Raw genomic sequence first — 14,773 nt, forward strand, 5'->3', positions numbered from 1 at the left:
GCGGACATGGTCATCACCTACGTGGACGACCGCGGCCTGGTCCTCACCGCGCCCGACGTCGCGCAGGCGCGCCGCGAGGCCGAGCGGTGGCTGCTCGAAGAAGGGATGCCGCCCCTGCAGGTGGCGCAGCTCGACGTTCCCCGCGCGCCGGCGTCGGGCGCGTGGTGGAGCGGCGAGCAACTCCTCAGCGCCGAGGAGCCCGGCGCCCAGGCCGTCATCGTGGTCGACGTCCCCCGCCCGGCACCTGCGTGAGGCGCCTGGTCCTGCGCCTGCCGGCCTGGGTGCGCACCCAGCCCATGGACACGATGTTCGCCGTCATGGGCCTGCCCTCCGCGGTCGCGACGCTGTGCAACCTGACCAGCTCCCGCGCGCTGGACACCTTGCTGCCGTGGTGGGCGACCCGGCTGTGGGCGGTGTGCCTGCTGGTGGGCTGCGCGGCGTGGCTGACCGGGCTGGCCAGCGTCCGTGAGCACGAGGGACGCCTGGTGGTCACCCGTCTGCCGGTGCTCGCCCTGGGCTTGCAGCTACTGTCCATCACCTGCCTGGTGTACGCGGTGGCCATCATCGCGGTGGCCGGATGGGACGGCGTGCTGGCCGCGTACCCGCTGATCGTCGCCACCCTGGCCACCTACATGCGCAGGGTGGACCTGACCATCCGCCGCGACGCCACGGGAGGCCCGGGAGACCGCGATGGCGGGTGACACCCTGACCACCCTGGGCACCATCGTCACCGCGGTGCTCGGCGGTGGAGCGATCACCGCGATCACCAGCTACCTGCGGGACCGGCGAAAAGACAAGGGCGACTTCACCGTCTCCACCTTCTCCACGCTCAAGGAGATGAACGACCGCCTGAACGTGCAGCTGGTGGAGTTGCAGTCCCGGCTGGACACCGAACGCGCCCAGCGCCGCGAGCTGGAGGACACCGTGGCGCGCGAACGCCGCGAGCGCCGGGCGCTGGAGGACCGCGTCAGCGCCTTGGAGCGCGAGCTCGCCGCCCGGGATCCACGCCGCGAGGCATGACCATCTGATCGGCACCTCTGGCCTACGCCCGGCACGACGAACCCGGGGTCGGCCGCCGTTTTGCCCCCTCCGGCCAGCCCTTCCGTCCGCTGGTGGCCTACGTGGCCGGCCGGTTCCTGTTTCTCGCCCACGAATGAGGTGATCATCCGCGTGACCGAACCCGAGACCGGCCCGCTCCCCGCGCTGACGGCCGACCCGATGGCCGTACGGATCGCGGCGCTGCAGGCCGCCGTCGACACCCACGTGCGCCTGGGCAGCCTCACGCTGTGCCCCGGCGTCGACCGGGCCGCCACCATCGCCCAGGCCGAGACCAACATCCGCCGCACCGCACAGACCTACCTGGCCTGGCTGCAGGGCACCGTGCGCCTGCGCCTGATCCCTGGCCCCATCCGGAGCCAGTCCACCGGGGCGCCGACCGGCACCCCCATCCCCGAAGGAGAAACCGTGCAGCTGCACGACGACGAAGAGATCACCTACACCGTCGACACCGAGGACGCCAAGGGGTTCGACACCCCCGAGACCATCACCTGGTCGGTCGACAACCCCGAGGTCGCCACGCTGCGCGTGGCCGAGGACACCCGCTCGGCCGACGTCATCGCCGGCGTCCCCGGCAGCGCGACCGTGACGGCCAGCATCCCCGCGCTGGACCTCAGCGTGACCGAGGCCATCGACGTGGTCCCGGGCGGCACCGCCACCATCAAGATGGTCCCCGGCGAGGTCCGCAAGCAGCAGCAGTAGCAGTCCACCGGCCGGCCGCCCCGGCGGCCGGCCTCACCCCGTGGAAGGAGCACAATGCCAATCAGGTTGCGCATCCGCCAGCCGCTGGCGATCCGGGGAGCACTCGCCCTGATCGGCGTCGGCGCGCTCCGCCTAGCCGTCTGGGCAGGATGGCTGCCCGCCGAGTGGGCCCGAGTCGATCTGGTCAGCATCGAGCAGGTCATCGACGGCATCATCGTCGTGCTCGCGTGGTGGTCGGCCCATCGCGCGGTCACCCCCGTGGCCGATCCGCGTGACGCTACGGGCCGCGTGCTGATACCAGTCACCACGCGCGCCTACGAGCAGGAAAGCTGAACGACCTGTGCGGATCCGGCCCCAGATCGCTGCGGCGCCGATAGGGTCTGGCCGTACCGGTGGAGGCACGTTCGCCTAGCTCAGCGCCGGTGGCTGGGTCTGGCCCTATCTGGACGACCAGCACCGACGTGCCTGCGTCCCCGTCTCCACTTGGCTGGAGACGGGGACGCTTCGTCTTTCTGGGACTAATTCCTGCCGCGAGCTGACGGCGATCGAGGCCGACGGCAGCGACACCTTACGGTGAGGTTCTGCCACAAGGCGGGCAAGACCGAGCCGCTGCCCGTGTCGAAGCCTCTACGGCCGCTGCCTACAGACCACCCGGCCAGCGCGCTGCTCTTCGCACGCAAAGACGGGGGGTCGGTCGCCCCGAACGCGCCCATGCCCTGCATCCGTACATGGTGCGCACCACCCTGCTCACCGCGCTGCTGGAAGGCGGCATCCCCGCCGAGCAGGTCAAAGACATCGCGATGTATGCCTCGGTTGCGCTACGGCCGGCGCCGCACACCCTCAGCGGCACCCGGACGCGCCAACTCAAGGCCCAACACGCGGCAAGGTCGGCCGGGGACTCTCGCGCTGGTTGGATCGCCCATGCGGAGACCAGGCCTGCCAGGCTGCTGGTGCAGCCGCAGCAGCAGGGTTAAGTACCTGTTTATTGTAGATGTGAGCTGCGGCGAACTGTAATAGTCCGCCGCAGCTCACGGTATTGCGTTGTAGCGCCTATCCGCTATCTCGGCGATGCCTGCTCGATGCGGCCCCTAATTACTCAATAGGGGGGGCTCGGGGAACTCGTCGTGACCGATGTTGGACGAGGTCTCGTACAGACCACACCTAGCCGTAGAGGTTTGGTTTCCGCCTACGTACGGGCCGTAAATCCTGTAAGTTACGGGACTTCCTTGAGGCCTGCAGTCCATCCATACACGGTGTGTATGCTGGGCCGGCTTGGTGGGACACCAGGACTTGCCGGTAACGTAGCCTCCGCTCGAAGTTGCCTGATGCGTACAGAGGTTGGCTAAGGTGCTGGTGGCAGAGGCCGGCATGCTTGTTGCCAGCAGGGAGGCAGCGAAAGCCCCTCCCGTCAATACCGATGCCAGAACGAGTCGCTTCTTCATGTCCTACCTTTCGGGGAACGGATGACGAACCTTGCCGAACTGCACGCGCTACTCGCTGAAACTGCGCGTGCCGTGCGTGGCGGAGATCTGAGAATGACCGGGCTGCTATGAGCCCTCGACAAACCCGCGTCGCACTCCAGATATTAATCAATCGAGATCTTGGTGGATATAGGGATGGCCATAGTATTTCTTTCAGGGTTAGAAACTATAACGTTTCGGAACGACGAGTATTCTATATTTGGAAGTGTGGTCTGATGCGGTCATCGTCTACTCCTAGGGAGTGCTGCCGAATTGATGCACAGTCAGTAGCCTCGCCCGTACTATGTGTTGGGCTGCGACCTTGATGAGGGGTATCCGCTCCTACCGGGGGCCCATATCACAGTGAACGGCACTTCCTCAACACGATTTACTGGCAGCGCTACAGCGAGGCAGGTGCACGAGTTGCTGCCACTCTGATGCTTGGGACGCTCGCCGGCTCAGCACAGCCACAGCAACTGAGGTATTTTCGACTGGCTTATGCCGGAGTCCTCACGCGATGGACCGGCGTCCAAGCGGAGTCAGTCCATGCAGGGCCCTCATCGTCGCTAATAAAAACACCGGTTGGAGTGTGAAACGTCATGAGTCGCGGCCTGCGTGCCAGCGCCATCATGGCCGCAGGCACGACAGTGTCCAGGGTCACCGGATTCGTCCGTACCATGGTGCTCGCCTACGCCATCGGAACCGCAGCGATGGGCGACGCTTACAACGCGGCCTACGCCATTCCCTACAGCATCCTGGACCTGCTCCTGCTTGGCGTTCTGAGCAGTGTCGTGGTTCCCATGATCGTCAGAGCGCAGCAGGAGGACCCTGATGGCGGGCGGGCTTACGAGCAGCGGTTGTTGACGGTGGTCACGCTCGCACTGATCGTGGTTGCGGTTGCGGCCGTGCTTGCGGCGCCGTTGCTGATCGACCTCTACACCACCAACTGGGCGCCCGACAGCGACGAGTTCCAGGTGGCGGTGATGCTGGCCAGGTTCATCCTGCCGCAGCTTGCCTTCTTCGGCATTGGGGCTGTCGCCGGCGCCATCCTGAACACTCGCGATCGTTTCGCCGCGCCGATGTGGGCGCCGGTGGTCAACAACCTCGTAGTGATCTGCATACTGCTGGCCTTCGCGATGGTCGCGGGTAGGGGGGGCAGCAACGTCTCACAGGTCACTGAGGCGCAGCTGGCACTTCTTGGCCTGGGTACGACGGCCGGGATCGTGGCGCAGTCGATCGTCTTGATCATCTCACTCAAGCGAGCCGGGTTCTCCTTCGTCCCCCGCTTCGATCTGCGGAACGCTCGGCTAGGTGAGATGGCCAAGATGGGCGTCTGGACCATCGGGTACGTAGTGATCACCCAGCTCGGCTTCATGCTCACCACGAATCTGTCCAGCGCAGCCGGTGACCAGGCGCCTGGCCATGGCATCACCCCCTACACCTTCGCCTTCCAGCTCTTCCAGCTGCCCTACGGCATCATCGGCGTCTCAGTGATCACAGCCATGCTGCCGCGTATGAGCCGGGCCGTCGGCAAGGGACGGCTCGACGACGTCCGCGACGAATTTCAGTCGAGCGTGCGACTTATCAGTTCGGTGATGGTACCGGTCTCCATCCTGCTCATGGTTCTGGGCCCCGCCATCACCGTGCCGATCTACGCCCATGGAGCTACCTCCGTGGCCGATGCCATCTACATCGGCAATGTCCTCCAGGTGTACGGGCTAGCACTGATGCCTTTTGCGGTGTTCCAGTTGCTGCTGCGCGTCTTTTACAGCTTCGGTGACACCCGTACGCCGGTGTTCGTGGGCGCGGGTACGACCGCAGTCAACGCATTGCTCATGGTGATCCTGTACGTCTCACTCCCCGCCCGGTATGTCGTCATGGGACTGGCCTTCGCCTACGCCATCGCCTACACGCTCGGTGGGATCGTCGCCTGGGTTCTGGCCAGCCGCCGCGTACAAGGCCTCGGTGGCTGGGCAGTCGGGGCGGCCATCACCCGGATGTACTGGTCATCGCTGCCCGCCGCTGTGCTGGCCTTGGCCTCGGTCTGGGCGGCCCAGCGCTTGTCCGGAGGCCTCGGATTCGTCAGCGCACTCGCCATCCTGGTCGTCGGTGGAGGCCTTGGAATGCTGCTCTATCTAGGTATCGCCCTCAAGACTCGCATCCCGGAGATCAGTTCGATCCTCGGGATGGTGACCAGGCGAGCAGCCCCACCGGTGAAACAAGACGCCGACGCGATCGATGACACCGCGGTAGTACCTGATTGACCGAGGACCGGGTGAGTAAGAGGTCGATGTAAAGGATCGACGGCGTCCCGCATGAATCGGCGTAGCTCACCGGGTCCAGGGCCTCGACCTCACCCGACTCTGGGCCAGGCGCACAGATCGTGGCGCCATTCCCGCGCAGGTGGTAATGCCATGGCTCGCGTGACCGCTTTAGACGCCTACCGCGTGAGGCCGACGCTGAAACGAGGCAGTGACCTGGCGGCCACCCCGTAAGGTCGGCATATCGCGCAGGACAGGGCGTTCGGATCGATCTCATAACCTGGTGTGGACAGCCTCTCCTCGAGGAGCTGAGGCGGCGGGAGATTCCCGCCGCGCAGGTACTGTTCACCTGAGGCGACCAACCCGCCGATCAGCGGCTGCGAGTCCGGGCCAGCCCACGCCTGGGCAGGCCACACGCGGGATCAGCGGTTCTTGTCGCGTCGGTGGCGTAGCCACAAAAGGACGCTGGCCACCGACCCGGCGATGGCGCCGATCTTTTCGGCACTGTCCATCACCCCGTCCCAGCCGCGGCCCTGCCCGTAGTAGTAGCGGCAGGTGAGCAGCGTGACCGCAGCGATCAGCCACTCGGTACGAGGGGAGACCAGCAACCAGTCCAGCAGCTTCATCGCGGGGCGGGCCAGGTCGCGGATGCGGAACCGGATCGCGGCCACCAGCAACCCGGCGGCGTGCCGCAACCGGATCAGGGTGCCGGAGCGGTCCAGGCCGGTGGCGTCCAGGCGTAGCAGGTCGGCCAGGAATTCCTCGATGCGCCAGGCGCGGTGGCACCCGGCGATGGCCACGGCCAGGGTGGCCAAGGTGACTGCGGTGGTATGGCTGAGCCGGTTCACGTCCACGCCGCGCAGCGCCTGGATGACATCGCTGATCATGCTGACGGCGGCGATGAGCACACCGATGCCCAGGCTCATTCCGGCCACGGCGACGGCGGGGGTCCATCCGGCGATCAGCCCGGCGATCGCACCGAAGAAGATCACCACACTCAGCGTGATGGTGATGATCAGGTTGTGGCCTTCGCTGAGTACGTCGGTGGCGAACGCCACGGTCAGGGCGATGAGCGCGGCGGTGAACACCGCGCCGATGGCACAACCGGTAGGCCGAGCAGGCTATCTCCGTCGCTGTCCCGCCAGCTTCCCAACCGCGCGGGCGGCGCCGGTAGCGCCCAGGACGGCCATGCCGGCCACGGCGCAGCGCACCAGTCCGGCCAGGCGCATCAAGGTGTCCTTGGCCGGCACGGTTTTGTCGGGCCCCGCAGCTGAGGAGTTGTCCCGGGGTGTGTTCTGCCGGGGGGACAGATCAGTGGTCACGTGCGTCCTTCTCGCAATAGCGCCGTGGCAGGCCACGCGCGGGCACGCCGGGAGTCCTCAGCGGCCTGGTACAGCCGCCGGCCTGTGCCGGTCAGGGCATAAAAGCGGCGGCGCGGCCGCCCGCTCGGATCGCCCTGTTCCCAGCCCCCGCTGATCCACCCTGCCTCCTCTAACCGCTCCAGAACCGGGTACACCGTCCCAGAGCCCAGCCCGGCCAGCGCGCAGATGCGATACCCCCACACCGGGTCATCCGTGTCGGACGCCAGCAGCACATCGAGCACGAGCCGGGTGGCAGTCGTCAGTCTGATCCTCGCCGCGCTCATGACCCCTAATCCTGAACCGCCACCGCTCGCCCTATGTCGAGAACGACGCACTCACCTGGAGTCACAGGCCGTACCACGCCCGTCTCGACGTGTATCTCTGGACGCCCCGGCGACGCGCTGCGGTGGACCAGGACGGCACCTCGAGTGCTCAGTCCCACGACCGTGGGGAAGACGCGGCCGCAGCGAGGGCGTCGAGCGCCCTGTTCGGCTCACCCCCATGGGCATGGGGGGGACCCGGATCATGAACGGGTAGGTGCCTATGCGGCCGGCTTACCCCCGCGGGCGTGGGGAGGACTCACGCGCAAATCCCGATCACGCGGAACGTCGCGGCTCGCCCCCACGGGCGTGGGGAGGACGGCGTGGTCACCGAGTTCGTGAACATCGCGACCGGCTCACCCCCACGGGCGTGGGGAGGACTCGAATCGCTCGGGGTATTCCTCCGCGAGTCGCGGCTCACCCCCACGGGCGTGGGGAGGACTCGTCGACCAGCAGCTCCGACCATCGGGGCGTCGGCTCACCCCCACGTGGGGGTGAGCCGGCCAGCCGCGACACCGCCCGCCGGGTGGCTGGGTCCTCCCCACGCCCGTGGGGGTGAGCCGTCATCGACCTCACGCGGGTCGGTGCCGCCGCGGTCCTCCCCACGCCCGTCGGGGTGAGCCGTACGCGACGTCGCCGTCGAAGTCAAAGGCACGTCCTCCCCATGCCCGTGGGGGTGAGCCGATCGCCTGCATGCAGCCGTTGGCCCGTCCCAGGTCCTCCCCACACCCGTGGGGGTGAGCGGCACGAGGGTAGACGGAAGGGAACGGGCGACGCCGTGGCGGCGGCCAAGCGCACCCTGTGGCCCCAGGCATGCCGTCGCCCCGCCACCTGGATGGAGGGCGGGGCGACAGTGGCGTCAGATGCTGGAGTTGAACCTCACGCCGCTGCCCGACTGGGCCAGCGTCCGGCCGTCGCGGTCCAGCCAGCCGGCCTGGGCTAGCGTGGCGAGTTGGCCGAGCGGCACCGCGCGCAGGTCCGGCAGGGCCGTGGCGTCTGCGTGTTCCATGGCGGCCTCAGGCGCTGGTGGCCGCGACGGCGTCCTTCAACGCCTTGGCCAGCCGCACGACGGGCACGTTCTTGGCGTCGAGCGGGATCTGGTCGCCGGTCTGCGGGTTGCGGGCGGTGCGGGCCGACCGGGTCTTGCGCTCGAACACGCCGAGCCCTGGCAGGTCCACGCGCTCGCCAGCGGCGACAGCCTCCTGGAGCGCGGCGGTGAGCGCCTTGAGCGCGAGGTCGATCTGGTTCTGGGTGAGTGCCTTCTGGGAAGCAGCCTCGGCGAGGGTACTGGGCTTGGCAGCGGCCTTAGCGATGAACTCGGCCTTCTTCATGATCTCCCGCATTTCTCCGGCTGACGGTGCTCCAGCATGTGACCTATTTCCGGAGTTTTGTCGCAAGCTCTCCTATCGTGAGCCTCTGGAGCCACACCGGCTCCATGGTCAAAGGAGACCCGCACGATGTTGTACAGCCCCCGTCGCCTGGAGACCCTCTTCGGCGCCCCTTTGCATCTGGTCACCCATCAGCAGATCACCAGCCTGGTCGGCAACGCCGATGCCCGCGAGGCCGAAGATCTCGATTACAAGAGGCAATACGACTCTGGTGACAGGACGAAAAAGGAGAAGGGCAACGACGACATCGCCGTAGACATCGCCACCTTCGCCAACCATCTTGGCGGGCTGATCGTTGTGGGCATGGCCGAGGTCCAGGAGATTCCCTCGGCAGCGCTTGGCGTGCACCTGGTCGGCCTGGAGGGACGGATCACCAACGCCGCGGCCGCGCGAATCCATCCGCTCCCGCGTTTTGAATGCCGCCCTGTACCCGACCCCAACAACCCGAACCAGGGATTCTTGCTGATCGCCGTGCCGCCCAGCGCCTTGGCCCCTCATGCGGTGTCCATTCCCTCCCAGCGGGAACAGGGCCTCCGCTGGCCCCGGCGGCACGGGGCGGACAAGGTGTGGCTTAGTGAGGCGGAGATTGCCGCCTCCTACCGGCGCCGGGTGATGGCCGCCACCGACCAGGCCGCTCGTCTGCTGGAAGTGGAGAACGACGCGGTCCTGGCTGCGGCGGTGACCAGTGCCAGCCGCCAGTATCCCTTGCCGCTGCTGGTGGTGACCTTGGTCCCCGACCTCCCCGGTGACCTGCTGCTGGACGGAGTCAAGATGCGGGCCTTTGAGGAGAGCACGCGGGACGAAGTGGCCATGGTCGGCAGCACGCTTCCGACGTTCACCTCTGCCAGTGTGGCGCACCGCCGACTGGTCGCTGAGGACGCTACCGACACCCCGTACGCGGTGCGCGCCCAGCTCTACACCGATGGAAGCGGCACCTTCGCCGTCCATCCGACGGCCATCACCCCGGCAGGCAGTGACAACTTCACTGTGCGTGTGCTGGACGCTGAGATCGCCGCCAGGACGGCCAGCGCGCTGCGGTATATGGCTCGGCACGCGCGTGATCGGGCCGGAGTGAACGGGGCCGCTCTGGCACGCGCCATGCTGGTCGCCGATACCCATCTGCATCCAGCGGTGTCTCCGCAGCCGGAGATGGAAACTCTATGGCCGTTCAACAATCCCGACTTTGTGCGTTACCGCGTCGATCTGAACGCTGCCACTAGGTACGCCGGTGCGGAACGGCCCCTGGGAACCCGTGTCGCCCGAATCGCCTTCGGTGAGGCTGGGGTATGGCTGGATGATCTAGCCGACGATGGCCAGCCGCTGGCCAAGGCGGCCGCGCAGCTCACCGGCGATCTCTTCCAGACCTACGGCGTTCCGGAAAACCAGCAGATCGCCCGCGATGGCACCATCAGGCCCTACGCCTGGGGAAGCCACTGGGAAACGGTCCAAAAGTGGGTGGTGAACACCGGGATCCCGTTGGCGGCGGATTAGCTTTCGCTAAGCCGCTCCCGATGGAGGGCGCACCGGCTGGTGTCGATCACCTGCGCTCATGCCGTCCCGATATGAGGAAGCGCCCGCCCTCCGTCGCAGGAAGAGCGGGCGCGTTCTGTTATATCGGCAGCCCGGGCGCAGTCAGTGTCTGAAGGCGTTGAGGATTAAGGGGAGGGTGCCGACGAGTGTCGCCAGCGCTAGCACGAGCTTGGCCATGCCGCTGGGTGCGACTGTGGACGCTCGGTGGATGGCATAGGCGGTGACCGCGAGGACGGCGAGAATGACGCCGGCCGCGCAGATGAGCAGCGTGAACTCCATTTCTTCTCCTGGCGGGGGGTCGCTGAGCACAGGCCAGACGGCGCCCGAATTGCCACGGCTAGTGACGGTCCGCGTACGGTGCGCTGTCGGCAGTCGCACTCTAGTGCAGCGATCGGCGGCGCGTATCAGGATCCCCGATCCATGCCCATGAAGCTGGCCTCCTGTGGTCGTAGGCCTCACGGTGTGTACCCGCACCCGCTATCGTCGCGTTGGCGTGAACTCAATCGCTGAGCGACGCGCTTAGGGCGGGGCGCCCCCGGGGTAGTGTCCGGAGCGCGCCCCGCCCGCTCACCGCCTTGGCGGCCTCGGCTACGTGGCCCTGGACGAAGCCTTGCCCAGCTTTCTGATCAGTTCTTCCACGAGCTTGGCATCCTCGTCGCCCAAGGCCATGATCGGCCCCTGCATCCGGCGGACCCGCGAGGGGATTTCGTCGGGCGGGACGATGCCGTACCAATCGGTCGCGATCATGGTGCGGACCGTCAGTTCGGAGGTGTCGAACAGCTTCGCGATCCCGGCGAGGGCTTCCGGGGGCGGCGGGCTCACGCGGGCGTTGCTGGGCTCCCAGGCGCCGTACCGGACCAGGTTGTTCCACCAGGCCTGCGAGCGAGCCCGGTCACACATGGCTTCCATCTGGCTGTAGGTGTAGCCATCTTTTCTGTTAAGGGTGAGGGCCTCGTACCGAAACGGTTCGGTACGTTCGTCGATCTTTTTCACACCAGGAAGCATCTCAGAGGTTATGCGTCCCGTCTATCTGTCAAGGTAAACCTCTTGTAGGTCGTGTTCAGAATTATATGGCGCGAGCGAGGCGTGATGCCCACGCCTGCGCTGGCTAGGGGCGACCGCAGGTCTCCCGGGGGTGTGGTCCCGGCCCTGCGAGGGGCGGCAAGGCCGGGTCGTGAGGGGGACGCGGGGATCAGATGCCGGGAGGCCGCACGCCGCGCGGCGGCCCGCCGACGGCCCGTCGGCGAGCCGCCGCACGCCGCCATCGACACGCTCGGCCTGCACGCGCTGCGGGCCGCCCTCGTCGGCGGGGACGAGCTCGAACACGATACGCAGGCCGCCGTCACGACGGTTGGGCACTTCGGTCTGATCCCCCACCACGAGCACGCCGAAGTCGCGCAGCAGCGGGAGCAGCAGCCGGGCCACCTGGGTGCACGCGCTGGGCGTCGGAGTGCATCAGCCGGACCTGGACCATGATGGGTCTCCCGGTGTCAGACGCCGGCCGCGACGGCGTCCTTGAACGCCTTGGCCAGCCGCACGATAGGCACGTTCTTGGCGGCGACCGCCATCGCGTCGCCGGTCTGCGGGTTGCGGCCGGTGCGGGCCGCCCGGGTCTTGCGCTCGAACACGCCGAGCCCTGGCAGGTCCACGCGCTCGCCGGCGGCCACGGCCTCCTGGAGGGCGGTGGTGAGCGACTTGAGCGCGAGGTCGATCTGGGTGGGGGTCAGCCCCTTCTGGGAGGCGGCCTTGGCCAGGTCGCTGGAGGTGGCGGCGGCCTTGGCGATGAGCTCGGCCTTCTTCACGGTGTTCCCTTCGGTCGGTGGGTGGAGTCGCGCGGACCGGCGCTCCGGGCGCGTCCCCGACCATCCTGGGCCGGGGGCGCGCCCGCGGCGCCGGTTTCAGGCGTGCTGGTTGTGCTGGTCGATCTGGTTGCCGCATTTGCCGCAGAACGTCCTGTGGCCCAGGGCCACGCCGGCGAGCAGGGCCAGGGCCGCGGCCAGGCCGTAGACGGCGGGCGTGTCGGTGAGGGCGGCGACGACCTCGGCCTCGAGGGCGAGGACCACCAGCGCGGCGGACGCGCTCCTGGTGGCGAGGATCCGCAGGATCTTGTTCACGATGATCTCCATCGGTGGGTGGGGGTGTGGTCGCGCGTACGGCTGCGCGTGGGATACGCGCGCCCACGCTTTTTGATCTTGAGTTGGGGGGCCACGAAGGGGCCACGGTGTTCGGCGGACCAGGGGCCACGGCGGGGGCCACGGGGGGCCACGCGCCGGGGCCACGAGCGGGGCCACGCATCGTGGCCCCGGCTGTGACCTGTAACTCCCTCCCCCAGCCCCCGCCCCCGGCCGCGCGCCGGGGGGCCACGCGATCATGGAAGCTCGGGGCGGTCGGGCATCGCGTACCGCTGGCCGGCCTCGTCGCGCTCGCCGATGATCCCGGCCTCCGAGAGGCGCTTCATCTGCTTTTGGATCCAGGACCGGGAGATGTCGGTGGTCTCCCACAGCGGCTTGAAGTCCCCGGTCGACACCTCGCGCGCCCCGCCGTCGTAGAGCTCCTGCAGGCGGGCCAGGAGCGCTTGGCCGCGCTGCTCGGGCGTCATCTTCACCCCGGGCGGGGCGAACCGCCACGGCGGCTCGCCGTCAGGGATATCGGGGATGTCGTCGTCGGGCCCGGCCGTGACGGCGGGGTCGGGGTCGTCGGTCTTCAGGTACTCGGTGGCCACGTTCTTCACGTCGTCCTCGTCGTCGGGGTCCTCCTGGTCGTCCTGGCCCAGGCCGATACGCCCTGTCTCCGGGTCGCCCAGCACCATGGCCAGCGCGAGCGGCAGGGCGCCGGGGGATGCCTTGACCTCGTAGGCGCCGTCCTCGCCGGGCGGGCCGACGATCCCGCCGTGCTCCATCGCGTCCAGCAGCCGGCCCGCGTCCTGGAAGCCGATGCGCAGCTTGCGCTGGAGCATCGCCGCGGAGGCGTACTGGTGGGTGACGACCAGCTCGACGGCCTGGAGTAGAAGGTCACGGTCGACCGGCGGCCGGGACGGCCCGTCCGCCGCTGCGGTAGGCGCCGAGGGCGCGTCTGTGATGCGTGACAGCGCCGCGGTGGTCTCGTCGACCTGCTTGGCCGCGGCCGGGTAGGTGGCGGCGTAGGCGCGCATCGCGGCGTTGGCCCGCTCGTCGTCGAACTCGCCCTTGTCGTCCAGGCCCCAGGCGAAGGTGCGCATCGGCATCGCGTACCGGCCCTCCTCGATGGACGGGGCATCCAGGTAGGCCATGCCGGGCTGGGCGTTGGTCCACAGCTCGGGCCGGCACCCGGCGTCCTGCTGCCGCTCGCTGAGCCCGAAGCCGGCGTCGGCGGAGTTCTCCACACCGAAGCACATCTTGGCGAGCTGACCCCGGGCCAGGGTGGGCATCTGGGTGTAGTCGCTGCGCTGCAGCGACATGACGATCGTGCCGCCCGCCGACCGGATCGCCTTCAGCATGGACAGGAACGACTCCTGTTCCTTGTCGCTGAGCGCGTCGTAGATGTCGGGGAACTCCTCCAGCCAGATCAGCCAGTAGGTCAGGCCACAGCCGGGCTTCCACTTGGCCAGGCCCTTGCTCGCCAGATGGTCGGTGCGCTCCTTCACCTTGGACTGCAACTCGGCCAGCATGGCCTTGACGCCGGCCTTGGTGGTCTCGAAGCGGTGCAACGCCGGACGCAGCGGGCCGAGGGTCTGCTCGCCCTTGGTGATGTCGCCGGCGAACACCGCGCCGCCGACGCGGCTGATGAACTCCGCGAGGTAGTTCCAGGCGCCGCCGAAGCCCTTGCCGGCGCCGGTCATGCCCATCATCTGCAGGTGGTGGCCGACGATGACGTAGGCGACCTCGTCCAGGTCCTGCCACAGCGCGAGCCGGAACGGCTCGGCCACCGATCCGCCCGGCCGGGACGGGCCGGGCCAGGGGATCGGGTTCTTCATCACCCGCGGGTCGGAGATGACGACCTTGGCCTTGCTGGCGTCATCGGGATCGGCCGCGGGGTTGATGCTGCCGGGCGGCAGGCCCATGGCCGACTCGATGTAAGGGATCTTCTTGGCCAGGTCGTCGGCGATGTGCCTGCCGGGGTCGAGTTGAACATCGCCCTCCACCTTGTGCTCCAGGGCCTTGGTGGTACGGGCCTGGACGGCGCGCATCCCGGCGGCCTCGGTGCCGTGCCCGAACAGGAAGGCCAGCTTGTCGCTGATCGCGCCGGGGGCGTCCAGGCCGCGGGCGCGGATCGCCGAGCGGATGTTCCACGACAACGCCAAGGTGACCCCGCCGACCAGGGCGACGCGCCCCACGACCGGGTGCGTGGGGCCCTGCCAGGTCGCCGCCATGACCCACATGCCGGCCAGGAAGGTCGTGCTGGTGGTGTGCGTCTTGCCCCACGGGCCGCGGGCGTGGGACTGGCCGAAGGTGATCGCCGACAGCACCAGCGAGCAGCACGTCATGAAGACACTGATCCAGGCGACGGTGTCGGGGTCGTCGGAGTCCAGCGTCACGTGGAAGACCCAGCCCAGGCCGAAGCCGAGCGCGCCGACCAGCCACGGCGGCACGTACACCAGGATCTTGGAGGTCTCGCGCGCCCACACGCGATCCCAGGAGGTCTCATGGGTCTCGTTCACCTGGACCCGGGTGGATTGGGCGGCCTGGCGGACGGCCATCATCCCTCCTTCGCATCGTC

Annotated in this window: 17 protein-coding genes; 8 read left to right on the forward strand and 9 right to left on the reverse strand. The window is 68.1% G+C overall.

The window, feature by feature from the left end:
* The first annotated feature begins 6 nt into the window (after nucleotides 1-6).
* The 7 genes from DQ384_RS38255 (at nucleotide 7) to murJ (ending at nucleotide 5,482) form a co-directional block, all read left to right on the forward strand.
* The gene (locus tag DQ384_RS38255) at nucleotides 7-252 is read left to right on the forward strand and encodes a hypothetical protein (RefSeq protein ID WP_114033780.1); all 246 of its coding nucleotides are present in this window, start codon (nucleotides 7-9) and stop codon (nucleotides 250-252) included.
* Nucleotides 249-701, forward strand: coding sequence for a hypothetical protein (locus tag DQ384_RS38260; RefSeq protein ID WP_114033781.1), 453 nt, complete (start codon nucleotides 249-251; stop codon nucleotides 699-701). Before DQ384_RS38255 ends, DQ384_RS38260 begins: the two co-directional genes overlap by 4 nt.
* Entirely contained in the window at nucleotides 691-1,020 is a 330-nt protein-coding gene (locus DQ384_RS38265; protein ID WP_114033782.1) for a hypothetical protein, read from the forward strand. Before DQ384_RS38260 ends, DQ384_RS38265 begins: the two co-directional genes overlap by 11 nt.
* A gap of 150 nt (nucleotides 1,021-1,170) precedes the next feature.
* Nucleotides 1,171-1,758 carry a hypothetical protein gene (locus DQ384_RS38270; protein ID WP_147269057.1) on the forward strand — a complete coding sequence of 196 codons (588 nt, stop codon included), beginning with the start codon at nucleotides 1,171-1,173 and terminating at the stop codon, nucleotides 1,756-1,758.
* A gap of 54 nt (nucleotides 1,759-1,812) precedes the next feature.
* Nucleotides 1,813-2,091: a hypothetical protein gene (locus tag DQ384_RS38275; protein WP_147269058.1), complete on the forward strand. Its 279-nt coding sequence runs from the start codon at nucleotides 1,813-1,815 to the stop codon at nucleotides 2,089-2,091.
* Nucleotides 2,092-2,486: 395 nt separating this feature from the next.
* Complete coding sequence (locus DQ384_RS38280) at nucleotides 2,487-2,732, forward strand: hypothetical protein (RefSeq protein ID WP_114033785.1); 246 nt, start codon at nucleotides 2,487-2,489, stop codon at nucleotides 2,730-2,732.
* Nucleotides 2,733-3,817: 1,085 nt separating this feature from the next.
* Nucleotides 3,818-5,482 carry a murein biosynthesis integral membrane protein MurJ gene (gene murJ, locus DQ384_RS38285; RefSeq protein WP_114033786.1) on the forward strand — a complete coding sequence of 555 codons (1,665 nt, stop codon included), beginning with the start codon at nucleotides 3,818-3,820 and terminating at the stop codon, nucleotides 5,480-5,482.
* A 419-nt stretch (nucleotides 5,483-5,901) separates the two neighbouring features.
* On the opposite strand, the gene DQ384_RS38290 is transcribed toward murJ, so the two are convergent.
* The 4 genes from DQ384_RS38290 to DQ384_RS38300 form a co-directional block, all read right to left on the reverse strand.
* Nucleotides 5,902-6,567 (reverse strand): hypothetical protein, encoded by a 666-nt coding sequence (locus DQ384_RS38290; protein ID WP_114033787.1) that lies wholly within the window; start codon nucleotides 6,565-6,567, stop codon nucleotides 5,902-5,904.
* A 230-nt stretch (nucleotides 6,568-6,797) separates the two neighbouring features.
* Nucleotides 6,798-7,124 carry a PadR family transcriptional regulator gene (locus DQ384_RS38295; protein ID WP_114033788.1) on the reverse strand — a complete coding sequence of 109 codons (327 nt, stop codon included), beginning with the start codon at nucleotides 7,122-7,124 and terminating at the stop codon, nucleotides 6,798-6,800.
* Between the two features lie 895 nt (nucleotides 7,125-8,019).
* Nucleotides 8,020-8,169, reverse strand: a complete 150-nt coding sequence (locus tag DQ384_RS41875; RefSeq protein ID WP_181871647.1) for a hypothetical protein — start codon at nucleotides 8,167-8,169, stop codon at nucleotides 8,020-8,022.
* Between the two features lie 7 nt (nucleotides 8,170-8,176).
* Nucleotides 8,177-8,503 (reverse strand): HU family DNA-binding protein, encoded by a 327-nt coding sequence (locus tag DQ384_RS38300; protein WP_220183370.1) that lies wholly within the window; start codon nucleotides 8,501-8,503, stop codon nucleotides 8,177-8,179.
* A gap of 114 nt (nucleotides 8,504-8,617) precedes the next feature.
* Between DQ384_RS38300 and DQ384_RS38305 the strand changes: the two genes are divergently transcribed.
* On the forward strand, nucleotides 8,618-10,039 hold the full coding sequence (locus DQ384_RS38305; RefSeq protein ID WP_114033789.1) for an AlbA family DNA-binding domain-containing protein: 1,422 nt from the start codon (nucleotides 8,618-8,620) through the stop codon (nucleotides 10,037-10,039).
* Between the two features lie 141 nt (nucleotides 10,040-10,180).
* Here the strand turns inward: DQ384_RS38305 and DQ384_RS41880 are convergent, their stop codons facing one another.
* The 5 genes from DQ384_RS41880 to DQ384_RS38330 all read right to left on the reverse strand — a co-directional run bounded on the left by DQ384_RS41880 (nucleotide 10,181) and on the right by DQ384_RS38330 (nucleotide 14,753).
* Nucleotides 10,181-10,357: a hypothetical protein gene (locus DQ384_RS41880; protein WP_181871648.1), complete on the reverse strand. Its 177-nt coding sequence runs from the start codon at nucleotides 10,355-10,357 to the stop codon at nucleotides 10,181-10,183.
* Between the two features lie 309 nt (nucleotides 10,358-10,666).
* A complete protein-coding gene (locus tag DQ384_RS38310) occupies nucleotides 10,667-11,071 on the reverse strand; it encodes a hypothetical protein (RefSeq protein ID WP_114033790.1) in 405 nt (134 codons plus the stop codon).
* Nucleotides 11,072-11,568: 497 nt separating this feature from the next.
* A complete protein-coding gene (locus DQ384_RS38320; RefSeq protein WP_114033792.1) occupies nucleotides 11,569-11,880 on the reverse strand; it encodes an HU family DNA-binding protein in 312 nt (103 codons plus the stop codon).
* Nucleotides 11,881-11,976: 96 nt separating this feature from the next.
* Nucleotides 11,977-12,192: a hypothetical protein gene (locus DQ384_RS38325; RefSeq protein ID WP_147269059.1), complete on the reverse strand. Its 216-nt coding sequence runs from the start codon at nucleotides 12,190-12,192 to the stop codon at nucleotides 11,977-11,979.
* Between the two features lie 254 nt (nucleotides 12,193-12,446).
* Nucleotides 12,447-14,753 carry a DNA translocase FtsK gene (locus DQ384_RS38330; protein WP_245967070.1) on the reverse strand — a complete coding sequence of 769 codons (2,307 nt, stop codon included), beginning with the start codon at nucleotides 14,751-14,753 and terminating at the stop codon, nucleotides 12,447-12,449.
* Between the last annotated feature and the right edge of the window lie 20 nt (nucleotides 14,754-14,773).

The organism is Sphaerisporangium album (assembly GCF_003323745.1).
GTDB lineage: Bacteria > Actinomycetota > Actinomycetes > Streptosporangiales > Streptosporangiaceae > Sphaerisporangium > Sphaerisporangium album.

Bases quoted from the DNA above. Each gene is read 5' to 3' on its own strand.
- DQ384_RS38255 (WP_114033780.1), top strand. From the start codon at position 7: ATGGTCATCACCTACGTGGACGACCGCGGCCTGGTCCTCACCGCGCCC.
- DQ384_RS38265 (WP_114033782.1), top strand. From the start codon at position 691: ATGGCGGGTGACACCCTGACCACCCTGGGCACCATCGTCACCGCGGTG.
- DQ384_RS38275 (WP_147269058.1), top strand. From the start codon at position 1,813: ATGCCAATCAGGTTGCGCATCCGCCAGCCGCTGGCGATCCGGGGAGCA.
- DQ384_RS38280 (WP_114033785.1), top strand. From the start codon at position 2,487: ATGGTGCGCACCACCCTGCTCACCGCGCTGCTGGAAGGCGGCATCCCC.
- murJ (WP_114033786.1), top strand. From the start codon at position 3,818: ATGAGTCGCGGCCTGCGTGCCAGCGCCATCATGGCCGCAGGCACGACA.
- DQ384_RS38295 (WP_114033788.1), bottom strand. From the start codon at position 7,124: ATGAGCGCGGCGAGGATCAGACTGACGACTGCCACCCGGCTCGTGCTC.
- DQ384_RS41875 (WP_181871647.1), bottom strand. From the start codon at position 8,169: ATGGAACACGCAGACGCCACGGCCCTGCCGGACCTGCGCGCGGTGCCG.
- DQ384_RS38300 (WP_220183370.1), bottom strand. From the start codon at position 8,503: ATGCGGGAGATCATGAAGAAGGCCGAGTTCATCGCTAAGGCCGCTGCC.
- DQ384_RS38305 (WP_114033789.1), top strand. From the start codon at position 8,618: ATGTTGTACAGCCCCCGTCGCCTGGAGACCCTCTTCGGCGCCCCTTTG.
- DQ384_RS41880 (WP_181871648.1), bottom strand. From the start codon at position 10,357: ATGGAGTTCACGCTGCTCATCTGCGCGGCCGGCGTCATTCTCGCCGTC.
- DQ384_RS38330 (WP_245967070.1), bottom strand. From the start codon at position 14,753: ATGGCCGTCCGCCAGGCCGCCCAATCCACCCGGGTCCAGGTGAACGAG.